Origin of the sequence: Bifidobacterium avesanii (assembly GCF_009299475.1) — a bacterium.
Taxonomy (GTDB): Bacteria; Actinomycetota; Actinomycetes; order Actinomycetales; family Bifidobacteriaceae; genus Bifidobacterium; species Bifidobacterium avesanii.
Map to the genome: position 1 here is coordinate 120,073 of NZ_WBSN01000003.1, position 13,050 is coordinate 133,122.

Annotated in this window: 7 protein-coding genes; 2 read left to right on the top strand and 5 right to left on the bottom strand. The window is 67.7% G+C overall.

Going from position 1 to position 13,050, the window contains the following annotated elements:
- Nucleotides 1–5: 5 nt before the first annotated feature.
- The 4 genes from DSM100685_RS02870 to DSM100685_RS02885 all read right to left on the bottom strand — a co-directional run bounded on the left by DSM100685_RS02870 (nt 6) and on the right by DSM100685_RS02885 (nt 6,455).
- Entirely contained in the window at nt 6–1,295 is a 1,290-nt protein-coding gene (locus DSM100685_RS02870) for an ATP-binding protein (RefSeq protein WP_152349850.1), read from the bottom strand.
- Nucleotides 1,296–1,462: 167 nt separating this feature from the next.
- Nucleotides 1,463–2,278, bottom strand: coding sequence for a FadR/GntR family transcriptional regulator (locus DSM100685_RS02875; protein WP_152349851.1), 816 nt, complete (start codon nt 2,276–2,278; stop codon nt 1,463–1,465).
- Nucleotides 2,275–4,686 carry a sialidase family protein gene (locus tag DSM100685_RS02880; RefSeq protein WP_152349852.1) on the bottom strand — a complete coding sequence of 804 codons (2,412 nt, stop codon included), beginning with the start codon at nt 4,684–4,686 and terminating at the stop codon, nt 2,275–2,277. Before DSM100685_RS02880 ends, DSM100685_RS02875 begins: the two co-directional genes overlap by 4 nt.
- Nucleotides 4,687–4,982: 296 nt before the next feature.
- Nucleotides 4,983–6,455, bottom strand: a complete 1,473-nt coding sequence (locus DSM100685_RS02885) for a metallophosphoesterase family protein (RefSeq protein WP_152349853.1) — start codon at nt 6,453–6,455, stop codon at nt 4,983–4,985.
- 228 nt (nt 6,456–6,683) lie between these two features.
- On the opposite strand from DSM100685_RS02885, the gene leuA reads away from it, so the two are divergent.
- Entirely contained in the window at nt 6,684–8,594 is a 1,911-nt protein-coding gene (gene leuA / locus DSM100685_RS02895) for a 2-isopropylmalate synthase (RefSeq protein WP_152349854.1), read from the top strand.
- A gap of 371 nt (nt 8,595–8,965) precedes the next feature.
- Here the strand turns inward: leuA and DSM100685_RS02900 are convergent, their stop codons facing one another.
- On the bottom strand, nt 8,966–11,389 hold the full coding sequence (locus DSM100685_RS02900) for a transglycosylase domain-containing protein (RefSeq protein WP_152349855.1): 2,424 nt from the start codon (nt 11,387–11,389) through the stop codon (nt 8,966–8,968).
- Nucleotides 11,390–11,772: 383 nt separating this feature from the next.
- Here DSM100685_RS02900 and DSM100685_RS02905 point away from each other — a divergent pair, with 383 nt between their 5' ends.
- Entirely contained in the window at nt 11,773–12,915 is a 1,143-nt protein-coding gene (locus DSM100685_RS02905) for an inositol-3-phosphate synthase (RefSeq protein WP_152349856.1), read from the top strand.
- Nucleotides 12,916–13,050: the final 135 nt, after the last annotated feature.

Here is a 13,050-nt window from a genome sequence, read left to right on the forward strand (position 1 = left end):
GCGTGTCACGCGCCGAGCAGCGTGAGCGGCACGACGTACACGCCCTCGCGGGTTCTGTGGGCGTATACGCCGTTGCCCACGACCACCATGAGGAAGGACGGTTCGCGCTGCTGGGAATACGGGTTGGCCATGACCTTGTTCCGGACGCGGAGCAGGGATTCGACGCCGTCCTGGGCTTTGTTCTCCCCGAGCTTGATCTCGACGGCCGCCCAGCGGCCATCCTCGAGTTCGATGATCGCATCGGCCTCCAGCCCCTTGTCGTCGCGGTAGAAATACACCTTCGGCCGTTCGATGCCCACCCATGCCGACGTGTAGACGAGCAGGTCCCGGACGACGAGGTTCTCGAACATGTCGCCGAAGATCTGGCCGTTCTCCAGCAGACGGGCCGGGTTGGCTCCCAGGGCGGCTGCGGCGAGGGAGGGATCGACGAAGTAGCGCTTTGGCTTGACGCGCATCCGGTTGCGCGCCTTGATCGGGGCGTCCCAGCAGGGAAGCTCCTCGATGAGGTACTCGCGCAGCAGCATGTCCACGTAGCTGGTCGTCGTGGCCTGGGCGGGCTCCCTGGCCGCGGCCTCGTCGTCGGCGTACATGTCGCGGCTCAGCGTCCTGATCGTGGCGGCCTTGGCGTTGTTCCTCGCGAGCGACGCGATGATGCGCCTCGTCATGGCGGGGTTCTTGCCCATGCGCGGCGCGTTGTCCTCGGCGACGGCGTCCAGATACTGCCCGGGCACGTACATGGCGTCGTCAAGGTCCCGGCCGAGCGACGCCGGCCATCCGCCGCGGCATATCCACTCGGAGAGATCCCTCAGGGACACTTGCGTGGCGGATGGCGCGAATTCGCCGTCGAACAGCCCGCGCAGGGAGACCGCCCCCATGGACAGACCCTGTTCGTACAGGCTCATGGGCCTCATGCGAAGATGCGCGATGCGGCCCGCGCCGCTGTGTTCGTACTGCTTCAGCGGAGGCGCGCTGGAGCCGGTGAGCAGATACTGGCCCGGTCGGTTGGCGTTGCGGTCGATGTCGTGGCGGACGGCGTCGCGCACGGCGGGGACCGTCTGCCATTCGTCGATCAGATGGGGCTGCTCTCCCATCAGGGGCGTCGTCGGGTCGGCCTCGGCCAGCGGGCGCACGCGGTAGTCGTCCAGACCGGTCATGCTGTTCGCGTGCGCCATGGCGCACCAAGTCTTGCCGCACCACTTCGCGCCGTCGATCTGCACCGCGCCGAACACCCCGAGCATTTTGGACACCTGCCCGTCCAGCAGCCTTGGCTTGTACGATTCCGGTCGAAGACTCATAGACACCCCGAATTTATATTTTTACACCGTTTTCATTTTATATTTTACACCCTGCCAATTATGAAAATTACACCTTCAAGGGCCACGGGCGAGAGGCTGGAAGAGGTGCATGCGGGCATCGGCGGTCCTGGCCGTGGCGGACGCATGCGGGCATTGGCAACCCGCCGCTACTGCTCCTGAATGCGGTGCTTGAGGATCGACTCGATCGGCTCGTAGTGGTCGCGCACGGCCTCGCGGTACCCGTCCACGTCGCCGGCGAGGGCCGCGTCCAGCATGCGCCGGTGCGCGTCGGCCGTGCGGTCGAGCTCGCTGGAGACGGGCAGGCCCAGCTGCGGCAGCACCGCCATATGCACCAGCCACAGGGAGCGGACCATCTGCTTGACGATCGTGTTGTCGAGGGAATCGAGGATGCCCGTGTGAAAGTCGATGTCCAGCGCGAGGAAGGTCTTGCCCTCGCGCGCGGTGTCGGTCATGGCGTCCGCGAGCTTCATGAGCCGGGGCTGCTCGCTGCCCGCGAGCGACGCCACCACCTCGTCCGCGCAACCCAGATCGAGGAACCGACGCATCTCCACCACATCCTGCAGGTCGGTGAAATTCTTGCCCACGGAGACCATGGAGCGGAACGCGAGCGTCTCCACCATCGGATCCAGCGAAAGGGAGCCCACGAACGTGCCCTTGCCGTGCGCCACCCTGACGATGTTGAGCGCCTCGAGCTTGCGCACGGCCTCGCGCACGGAGGAGCGGGAGGCCCCGATCGCGTCGCACAGCTGCGCCTCGGTGGGCAGCACGTCGCCGGGCTGCAGGCGTTCGTGCAGAATGTAGGACTTGATCGCGTCCATCGTCTCGTCGCAGCGACTGCGCGGGGGCATCGGCGTCGAAGGCTGGGTGTTCAGGGACAGCCTGGCGAGCGCGGCGAGCTCCTGTTGGCTGTACTGGTCCTTCGGGCCGGCCGGCACGTCGGGCTGGTCTGCTGGGCTGCTCATGATGCCTCCTTGTCGTAACGGTTGCCTGCCGTGGCCGCGACGCCTCCGCCATGGCCATCCGAAAACCACGCGAAGGGAATGTACGTAATGTAGACCCCCGACGTCTCGATTTCCCACAATAGTCCCAATTGTGAACCCTCACATGCCGCCATGCACTGGTAGACGTGATGGCGGGGGTGCACGCACAGGCTCCGCTCCCACGTGTGCCCGCCGTCCCGGCTCAGCCGCACCACGCCGCGGCCGCGGTAGGGCAGCATCTGGCTCGCGTTGGCGAACAGCACGGCGTCGGGGCCCAGCTGCGGCGCGGCCAGCGCGTTCGGCTGGCTGAAGATCTCCGGCAGCGCCGGGTCGAACTCCAGCCCGTCCCACGTCTCGCCGCCGTCATGGCTGACCGCCTTGCCCACGCGCCCGCTGCGGTGTTGGTTGCGGAAGAACGCCACCACGTCTCCGTCGGCGCGCTCGACGAACGTCGTCTCGCTGGTCGTGGCGTCGTCGTCATGCATGGTGGCCGGGTCCACGACGATCCCGTTGACCTCGCGGCCCTCGTTGATCATGCGTCCGCGCCGCCACGTTTCGCCGCCGTCGTCGCTGATCAGCGCACCGCCGGAATAATGGGCGCGGCTGTCGCCGCTGCAGTAGAACGGGATGAGCAGACGGCCGGTGTGCGGTCCGCGCACGAGCTGGATCCCCGCGCCGGGGCAGACGCCCATGAACCGCATCCACGGCTCCTTGACCTGCGCGTCGATGATCCGCGGCGCGCTCCACGTTTCGCCGTCGTCGTCCGAATGGATTTCCGCGATGTAGCTCGTGCGCGCGGTGTGCCAGCGCTGGCCGGGGCCGGCGTGGTCGGGGGAGCGCCACACGTCGCCGGCGTCCGGCTCCCGGCCCAGCGTGGATTCGTTGCCGTCGGCGTCCCAGAGCTTCAGATCCCCGCGGGCGTCCACGCCGAGGCCGCGCTCGCAGTTGGTCAGGCCCACGCCGCCGGGGTTGAGGTCGATGAGCGTGACGACGCGGCCGGTGCGCCGGTCCGCCACCGGGCAGGAGTCGATGGCGCTCGCCCCGTCCAGACCGTCCTCGCGTCCGGGCATGGCGATTACGGTCTGCATGGGCAGCCATGTGCGTCCGCCGTCGGGGGAGCGGCGGACGACGAAGTTGATGTGGTTCGGCGCGTCGTTGCTGATGCCGGTGCGCTGGTCGGCGCCGGCGATGAGCGTGCCCGCCGGCGTGCGCACGAGCGAGGGGATGCGGTAGCTGGCCGAGCCCGCGTATCCGGCGTCGAACAATGCGGTGGTGACGAGCGGGATCCGGCGCGCGAGGCGGGCGATCTGCCCGTCGGTGGGCGCGTGGAGCAGGACGCCGCCGCTGCGCACCTCGCCCATGAGCCGCACCCCGGCGAGATTGCAGCCGATGGCGAAGCGGTCGATGGGGGTGTGATTCCGCGCGAGGTCGGCGAACCACATCTGCCCGGGCTGGTGCAGCACGCTGAAGCCGTCCACGAACACGTCGACCGCGCCCTGGCCGGAGCGGATGACGAGGTCGTGCCAGTCGCCGTCGTCCCAGTTCCCCGCCGCGTGGTACGGGTAGGCGCCCGCATCGTCGCGCATGGTGAGCGTGATGCCGGCGGCGTCGATGGCGACGGTCATGCGTTCCTCCGCGGGTTGCGCCGATTGGCCGCCGCCGAATCCCGCCGCCAGAATGACGCCGTGCTGTCCGCGGCCGCGCACGCGGAACCGGGCGTGCAGCGCGCCCGCGATGGTGTTGGCGATGCGGGCCACGTCCCGTGCGGCCAGCGCCGGGCCGGCGAAGGCGATGTCGTGCTCCGGCGGGTCGGAGGCGTTGGCGATGCGGCCCGCGTCCCACGGCTCGTCGTGGATGGCGATCGTGGTGGCGCCCGCCGGCGCGTCCGCAATGAATTCGCCGGCCGGGGCGACCCGCGCGGGGCTGAGGTTGGTGGCGCAGGCGAAGCATTGGTAGCCGTCGAGGAAAATGCGCGTGCCGAATGCGCCGAACGTGAGCGTGATGTCGTGTGCGGTGCCGGGCTCGATGCCGCAGGCGTCGTCCATGTCGAGCATGAGGTCGTCGGCGGCGTTGGAATCGCGGGGATCGGGGCTCAGTCGGCGCGCTTCGAGCAGAAGATGGCCGTCGCGGACGCCGAGCGTGAGCGACGGGATGGAGGTTGGGGCGGGGATGGTTGTGTCGCCGGTCGTGTTGGCTGCGTTGGTTGCGTTGGTGGTGTCGGTTGCGTTGGTTCGCGGCGAGGCGCCCGACGTGCCGCAGGACGTGACGGCCGGCGCCTCGCACGGTGCGGAGCACGGCACGGCGTGGAAGACCGGCCCGTCGCCGTGCGACGTGAAGGCCGCACGGACGGTGCCTTCGCCGTTCGGGAATGCCGTTGCCTGCCAATGCATGTGGGTCCGCCTGTTCGTATGGCGCGTGATGCGCGGGTGTGGGTGTGCCGCGGATGCGAGGCGGCGTTGGGATGTTATTGACAATTCAGCTTTGAGTCATCAGACATCTGATAACTAGCATACCACATGAAGCTGACAGCCGGGTGCTCGTGCGCCGTTGCATTCGCATAGTGCGCGGCGGATTCGATGCGCTTCGCGCGGCATCCGGCTACGCTGCGGTGCGCTTCGCCTCCGTGCTGCCGGCCGACGCGTTGGGATCCGCGGCAAACGGCATGGAGGGTTGGAGTGCGACCGCGTCAACGCCTGCGATTGCCGCCGAGGCCGCGGCCGCGCGCCACCGAGCCGATCGCGGAGACAACCGCGGAGACGGCCATGCCGGCGAACAGCGCGAGGGTGGCGAAGACGCCCGGGCGGCGCAGCTGGTCGCGCAGGGTGGGCCCGTCCACCACCAAGTGGTCGCCGATGAAGACGCGCGCCTCGTTGTGGCCGTAGCGCTCCACGAGGTCGCCGTAGGTGAGCATGCGTGTGGCGTAGGCGGACGGGTCGGATTCGCGGAACTCGAACAGGCGGATGCCGCGCAGGCGGGACTTGGGACCGTACGAGGCGAAGCCGCAGGTGGGCGCGTAGCCGAGGTCGAGCCCGTCCACATGGCCCACGAACGCGTTCTTGTGGTCGTGCCCGCAGTAGAGCGCGAAGTAGCCGCCGGCCTTTTGCAGCGCGTCCACCTCGCCGCAGTTCACGTCCGCGCAGCCGATCGACTCGCCGAGCACCGAGCCCGGACGGCAGACCGAGCGGTCCAGCACGTAGCAGCGGCCGGCGAACGTGCGCGTCCCCTCGACGGCGTTGGGCGTGAACGGCGGCACCTCCTTCAGGCAGCGGTAGAACTCCTGCGGCGGGATGTGCTGGAACGCGATCGAGGGCACCGGCCGTCCGTCGCCGTTGCGTTCGGCCAGCGCGCGCTGCACGCCGCCGAGCCACGCCAATGCCTGCGGAGTGGGCGTGCCGTAGCCGTCCGAGTCGGCCAGATCGAGCCCGCGGGGGTCCCGCGCGTACTGGGCCGCCGTGGGATGCGCGAGGTGCGAGGACGGTTCGCCGTCCACGGTGTCGTCGGGGGAGAGGCGCTCGGTGGCGTAGTCGCCGGAGTTGACGAGCACGACGCTCATGGCCACGCGCCCGGAGCCGTCGGACGCCTCGACGGGCAGGGCGAACGTGCCGGGCTCGCAGGCGAGTGGGCCGGAGCCGTTGGAATCATCGGGATTGAGGCATCCGGGGAACTCGCGGTAGATGCCGTCCTGCTCGCCGGCGAGGATGCCGCACTGGAAGTCGTGGTTGCCGTACGTGGCGACGAACGGGACGCCCGCGCGCACGACCGGGTCGAGGAAGCCGGCGAAACAGCGGCGCACCTTGGCGCGCGCGTCGTCGAGCAGGGCGTCCACGGCGTCGTCGGGCACCTCGGACTCGGGTGGGTCGGGCAGCCTGGCCCCGCCGAACGTGTTGCGCCACCACGCCTCGAATCGCGTCACCTCGCGCACGTGGTCGCCGGGCCGCTCCCCGCGCCGGCGCAGGAACGTGCGCATCCACGCCGGATCGTACCCGCGGATCTGATCGCCGGTGAACACCACCAGATCGGGCCTGGCCTCGCGAATCGCCGCCTCGATGAGCGCCACGGTGTCCGGATCCACGTCCGGGCCGTCCTGCACGTCCGCCATCTGCAGCACGCGGAAGGTGCCGTCCCCATTTCCGTCCCCACGGAAGCGCAAAGTCGTCATACGGCCCACTCTAACCCATCCGCCGGCCCGCGCGCCCGGCGAAACCGGTGCGCAAACCGGCGTGGAAACGCCGCGTAACCGCTATGTGGCACGGGCGCGGCGTTGGGATGCTGAACCGGTACGATGGAAGTTCGTTACAGCTGTGTAACGCAGTCAGAGGAGCGCGTCGACTGCCCGGCAATTCCGCCGGCCGAAGGGGCGCGCCGATTTTCCAGCAAAGGAGGAGTAATGGGTCAGGATCAATCGTCCGTGTTTGATCTCGCGGCCGTGGCCGCGGCGTCCAATGGAGGGAACAACGACCCGCTGCTGCCGCCGGCGCGTTTCATCGGCTCCCCGCAGAAGCCCAGCGCGATGCCGTACACCAAGTACGCGGCGTACGACAAGCAGATCCCGTTCGACTACCCGGAGCGCACCTGGCCGGGCAAGAAGATCCGCCGCGCCCCGCGCTGGTGCTCGGTCGATCTGCGCGACGGCAATCAGGCCCTCGTGAACCCGATGGACTCCGAGCGCAAGCTGCGCTTCTGGAACCTGCTGGTCTCCATGGGCTTCAAGGAGATCGAGGTGGGCTTCCCGTCCGCCTCCGAGACCGACTTCGACTTCATCCGCATGCTCATCGAGCGCGAGCTCATCCCGGACGACGTGACCATCGTGGTGCTCACCCAGTGCCGCGAGCACCTCATCCGCCGCACGTATGAGGCCCTTAGGGGCGCCAAGCGCGCGATCGTGCACTTCTACAACTCCGTGTCCGTGCTGCAGCGCGAGGTCGTCTTCCGCAAGAACAAGGAGGAGATCAAGCAGCTCGCCACCGACGCGGCCGAACTGTGCAAGGACCTCGAGGGCGAGGCCAAGGGCATCGACCTGTACTACGAGTACTCGCCGGAGTCCTTCACCGGCACCGAGCCGGAGTACGCCGTCGAGGTGTGCAACGCGGTGATCGACGTGATCAAGCCCACGCCCGAGCGCCCGATGATCATCAACTTGCCGGCCACCGTGGAGATGACCACGCCGAACGTGTTCGCCGACGAGGTGGAGTACGTCTCCAACCATCTGAACGACCGCGACTCCGTGGTCCTGTCCCTGCACCCGCACAACGACGAGGGCATGGGCGTGGCCGCCACCGAGCTGGGCATCCTGGCCGGCGCGGACCGCATCGAGGGCTGCCTGCTCGGCAACGGCGAGCGCACCGGCAACGTGGATCTGGTCACGCTGGGCCTCAACCTGCTCACGCAGGGCGTGGACCCGCAGATCGACTACTCCAACGTGCCGGAGATCCGCAAGACCGTCGAGTACTGCAACCAGATCAAGATCTCCGAGCGCCACCCGTACGCCGGCAACTTCGTGTTCACCGCGTTCTCCGGCTCGCATCAGGACGCCATCAAGAAGGGCCTCGAGGCCCGTCAGGTGGCCGCCGACCGCGCCGGCGCGTCGCTCGAGAACTTCGTGTGGCTTGTGCCGTACCTGCCGATCGACCCGAAGGACATCGGGCGCACGTACGAGGCGATCATCCGCGTCAACTCGCAGTCCGGCAAGGGCGGCATGGCGTACCTGCTCAAGACGAACCACAACCTCGACCTGCCCAAGCGCCTGCAGGTGGAGTTCGACAAGATCGTGCAGAAGTACGCGGACGACACCAAGAAGGAAGTCAAGGACGAGGACATCTGGCGCCTGTTCAAGGACGAGTACCTGTCCATCGAGGAGTCCGGCGCGACCGCGGCCGGCGCCGTGGTGGGCGACGTGCGCGACGACAGCCTCAAGCAGTGGGGCCGCCTCAAGCTGCTCAAGGTGTCCGTCAGCTCCGGCGAGGACGGATCCGACACCGTCATCAAGGTCAAGCTGCTCGACCGCGGCGCCAACCCGGGCAAGGACGAGCCGGTGGTCCGCGAGCTGTCCGGCATCGGCAACGGCCCGATCGCCGCGTTCCTCAACGCCGTGTCCAACCTGGGCATCACCGCGTCGGTGATGGACTACGTGGAGCACACCATGTCCGTCGGCACGGACGCCATGGCCGCCTCCTACGTGGAATGTCAGGTGGGCGACGATCCGGAGACGCAGATCATCTGGGGCGTCGGCATCGACTCCTCGATCATCACGAGCTCGCTCAAGGCCATCATCTCCGCCATCAACCGCTCCGAGCGCTGATCGCGGCGGCATAGGCCGCGTAGGCCGACACGACGAAGGGCCCCTTCCCGCGCGTTCATCATTCATGACCGCACGGGAAGGGGCCCTTCGCGTTGTCCGTCCGTCGGCGCTCGCTGCGCTCAATCCGTGTGATCCAAGCTGCGGATTGAGCGAATGCAATGCGCTGCGGGCCGTTTTGCCCTGTTATGCACTGGATCCGCTCAATCCGTGAGGTTTGAGCGGCGGAATGAGCGAATGCAGTACGTGGCGACCCGTTGCAGGCTCTCTACGCACTGGATCCGCTCAATCCATCATCATCGGGTTGTGGATTGAGCGGATCCAGTGCATAGAGAGGGGAGACGGCGGGACAGGGCGCGCGTCCGTCCGTCCCGCTACTTGCCCGCGCTCGAGTTGCTCTGCGCGCTGTTGCCGCCGGAGTTGGAGCCGCTGTTCGACGATCCGCCGGACGTGCCGCCGTTGGAGCTCGACCCGCCGGAGCTGCCGGACCCGGAGTTGCCGGATCCCGAGCCCGAGCCGCCGGATCCGGAGCCGGAGCCCGAACCTGACCCGCTGTGCGTGCCGCTTGTGGACGAGGAACTGCTGTTCTTCGACGGCGAGCTGGTGGCGGTCGGGCTGGACGACGCGGACGGCGAGGCCGAGGCGGAGGCCGACGCGCTGGCCGACGGGGACGCCGACGCGGACGGGGATGCGGATTCCGAGGACCCGGATCCGGACGAGCCGCTGCCCTGTGATGGCGAGGAGTACGTGCGCTTGCCCGTGCCCCACGTGCCGTCCTGCCCGCCGATCACGCCGTTGTCGGTCGCGTCGGGGAACTTCTCGTCGGCCACGCCCTTGAGCGCCTGGGTCAGGTACGACTTGACCAGCGTGACCGGGTAGCCCATGCCGTACGAGTAGCCCTTGATCTTGGGCATGGTCTGCGCGGAGCCGTCACTGCCGGGGTTCCACAGCGCCACGGTGGTGACCATGGACGGCGTGAACGCGATGAAGCTCACGGCCTTGTTGTCGTTCGCGGTGCCGGACTTGCCGGCCATGGTCTTGCCGATCGAGCTCAGCGTCTTGCCGGTGCCGGACTCGATCACGCCGGTCAGGGCCTTGTCGAGCAGGGCCACGTCGTTGGCGTCGAACACCTGCTCGGTGGCCGTGGGCGCGTTGTACAGGTTCTGGTTGGACGAATCGAGCACCTGCGCGACCATGTGCAGCGTGGACTTGGCGCCGCCGTTGGCGAACGTGGCGTACGCCTGCGTCATGTCCTTGACGCTCAGACCGTCGTTGCCGAGCACGGTGTAGGACGCGCCCGAGCCGTCGGTGGTGATGGTCCCGGAGACGCCGGCCGTCTTGGCGGTCTGGGCGATCTCCTTGGCGCCGAAGTGGTCGCCCAGATGCTGGGCCATGTCCATGTACACGGTGTTCACCGAGTTGGCGGTGGCCGTGTACAGGCTGATGTACCCGTAGCTCGCGTTGCCGGAGTTGCTCATCTTCTCGCTCAGGCCGCTGAATTCGCGCGGCGAGTTGCCGTTGAACACCGTGTCGAGGCTCGTGCCCTGCTGGATGGCGGTGAGCAGCGCGAACGGCTTCATGGTGGATCCGACCTCGTACGTGGCCTGCGTGGCGTTGTTGAGCTGGTGGGTCAGATAGTCCTCGCCCGCGTAGATGGCGATGATCGAGCCGTCCTTCGGATTGGCGCTCATGGCGCCGGCCTGTACGCCGTCGGGCATCGACTGGGCCTTGGGACTCACGGACTGGTAGAGCAGGTCCTGCTTGTCCTTCTGGATGGTGGTGACGATCTTGTAGCCGCCCGTGTCGAGGTCGTCCTCGGTGAACGCGCCGGAGTTCGTCAGCTCGTCGCGCACCATGCGCAGCAGGTAGCCGTCCGTGCCCTCGTACACGTTCTCGAGGTTGTACTCGATGGTGGTGGGCATGGCCGCGGAGGCCTTCTGCTCGGCCGTGATGTAGCCGTCCTGCGACATGATGTCGATGACGCGCTCGAAGCGCTGCTCGGCCATGGTCGGGTTCTTGGCCGGGTCCCACGAGCTCGGCGCGGGGATGATGCCGGCGATCATGGCCGCCTCGGACACGGTGAGGTCCTTGGCCTCCTTGCCGAAGTACGCCTTGGCCGCCGCCTGGATGCCGTACGCGCCGCGGCCGAGGTAGATCGTGTTCATGTAGTTGCACAGCACGGTGTCCTTGCTCTCCGTCTGCGCGATCTTCGTGGCCATGATCGCCTCGCGCAGCTTGCCCAGGTACGAGGTGGTCTCGCCCATGTAATAGCGCTCGGCGTACTGCTGGGTGATCGTGGAGCCGCCCTGGCGGGTGCCCTTGGTCACGTTGTTGATCAGGGCGCGGCCGATGCCCTTCAGGTCGATGCCGCGGTCCGTGTAGAACGTGCGGTTCTCGGAGGCGACGATGGCCTGCCCAACGTAGCTCGGCAGCACGGCGCAGTCGATGATCTCGCGGTTCTGCGAGGCGTAGGAGCCGATCTCCGTGGTGCCGTCCGCATAGTAGACGGTGGTCTTCTGCGCCATGGCGAACTTTTCCGGCTCGGGGATCTCGGTGCTCACGTACAGGTAGGCGAACGCGCCCACGCCGAGCGCGATCACGGCGCACACGAGGCCGATGAACGTCTTGAGGATCAGATGGCGCTTTTTGCCGTTGCCCCTGCGGCCCTTCCTGCCGTTGCCCCCGCGGCGCTGCTGGGCGCGTCCGGGGCCTGCGGTCGCCTTGCGCCTGGGACGGCCCGACGAGACGGATCGCGGCTGGCCCTCGGAGGAACTGACGGTTCTGCTTACGGTAGTCATGAGCACATACCGTAATGGGCGGGGGTGAGAATCGGCGCCCGCGGGCGGAAACGTCCATAGGTTCCGTACGTTTCCCGTGAAACGCGGCCGCGGCCTGTCCGGGACTCGTCCGCGGCTTGTCCGCGTGCCGTTCGCGGCCTGTCCTCGTGCCGGCCATGTCCCATCCGCGTACCGTCCGTGTCCCGTCTGCGGTCCGTTTGTGGTTCCACTCGGCGGTCCACTCGGCGGCGCGGGGAACGCGACGGTTTGCCCCGTCCTGTCGTGTTTGGCCGCGATTTCCAGCGCATTTTCAGGATTCGTTCGGCTTGGCGCCGGTTTTGCATGCACGCCGGGCGCTAAGCTGGTCGATTGGATCGTTTTCCGTTTACTCAAGGAGTGAATACATGAGCATCCGTGTTGCTATCGCCGGCGTGGGCAATTGCGCCTCGTCGCTGGTGCAGGGAGTCGAATACTACAAGGACGCCAAGGACGACGCCAAGATCCCCGGCATCATGCACGCCAACTTCGGCGGCTACCGCATCCGCGACATCGAGTTCGTGACCGCGTTCGACGTGGACGCCGCGAAGGTGGGCACCGACCTGTCCGAGGCCATCTTCGCCTCGCAGAACAACACCTACAAGTTCTGCGACGTGCCGAACCTGGGCGTCGAGGTGCTGCGCGGCCCCACCGGCGACGGACTGGGCAAGTACTACCGCGAGATGATCGAGGAGTCCAGCGCCGAGCCCGTGGACGTGGCCGCCGTGCTGAAGGAGAAGAAGGTCGACATCCTCATCTCCTACCTGCCGGTCGGATCCGAGCAGGCGGACAAGGCGTACGCGCAGGCCGCGATCGACGCCGGCTGCGGCTTCGTCAACTGCCTGCCCGTGTTCATCGCGTCCGACCCGGAGTGGGCGCAGAAGTTCCGCGACGCCAAGCTGCCGATCGTGGGCGACGACATCAAGAGCCAGGTGGGCGCCACGATCACGCACCGCGTCATGGCCCGCCTGTTCGAGGACCGCGGCGTGCGTCTGGACCGCACCTACCAGCTCAACGTGGGCGGCGACATGGACTTCATGAACATGCTCGAGCGCTCCCGCCTCGAATCCAAGAAGATCTCCAAGACCCGCGCCGTCACCTCCGTGGTGCCGCACGACATGGACCCGAAGAACGTGCACATCGGCCCGTCCGACTATGTGGCGTGGCTCAACGACCGCAAGTTCGCGTTCGTGCGCCTCGAGGGCACCACGTTCGGCGACGTGCCGCTGAACCTCGAGTACAAGCTCGAGGTGTGGGACTCCCCGAACTCCGCCGGCGTGGTGATCGACGCCCTGCGCGCCTGCAAGATCGCCATGGACCGCGGTCTGGGCGGCCCGGTGCTGTCCGCCTCCGCGTACTTCATGAAGTCGCCGGCCGTGCAGCACGAGGACAACGAGGCCAAGGCGCTGGTGGAGAAGTTCATCACCGGCGAGTCCGAGGGCACCGAGGCGCAGCTTGATGCCGACGTGGCCGCCGCCAAGGCCGCCGGCAAGGACATCTGGCATGCGTAAGCGTTAAGCGCGAAGCCCGGTGGGCTTCGCGTAGCTTACGGGAGCGGCCGCTAATGCCGCGACGGCCGGGTGTAGCCGTAGGCGTAGCCCGGCACCGTTAAGCGGACAGCCCAGTAGGGCCAAATTCCCAAGCTC

Excerpts from the sequence above, each read along its gene's own strand:
- DSM100685_RS02905 (WP_152349856.1), top strand. The coding sequence starts at position 11,773 with ATGAGCATCCGTGTTGCTATCGCCGGCGTGGGCAATTGCGCCTCGTCG.
- DSM100685_RS02870 (WP_152349850.1), bottom strand. The coding sequence starts at position 1,295 with ATGAGTCTTCGACCGGAATCGTACAAGCCAAGGCTGCTGGACGGGCAG.
- DSM100685_RS02885 (WP_152349853.1), bottom strand. The coding sequence starts at position 6,455 with ATGACGACTTTGCGCTTCCGTGGGGACGGAAATGGGGACGGCACCTTC.
- DSM100685_RS02900 (WP_152349855.1), bottom strand. The coding sequence starts at position 11,389 with ATGACTACCGTAAGCAGAACCGTCAGTTCCTCCGAGGGCCAGCCGCGA.
- DSM100685_RS02880 (WP_152349852.1), bottom strand. The coding sequence starts at position 4,686 with ATGCATTGGCAGGCAACGGCATTCCCGAACGGCGAAGGCACCGTCCGT.
- DSM100685_RS02875 (WP_152349851.1), bottom strand. The coding sequence starts at position 2,278 with ATGAGCAGCCCAGCAGACCAGCCCGACGTGCCGGCCGGCCCGAAGGAC.
- leuA (WP_152349854.1), top strand. The coding sequence starts at position 6,684 with ATGGGTCAGGATCAATCGTCCGTGTTTGATCTCGCGGCCGTGGCCGCG.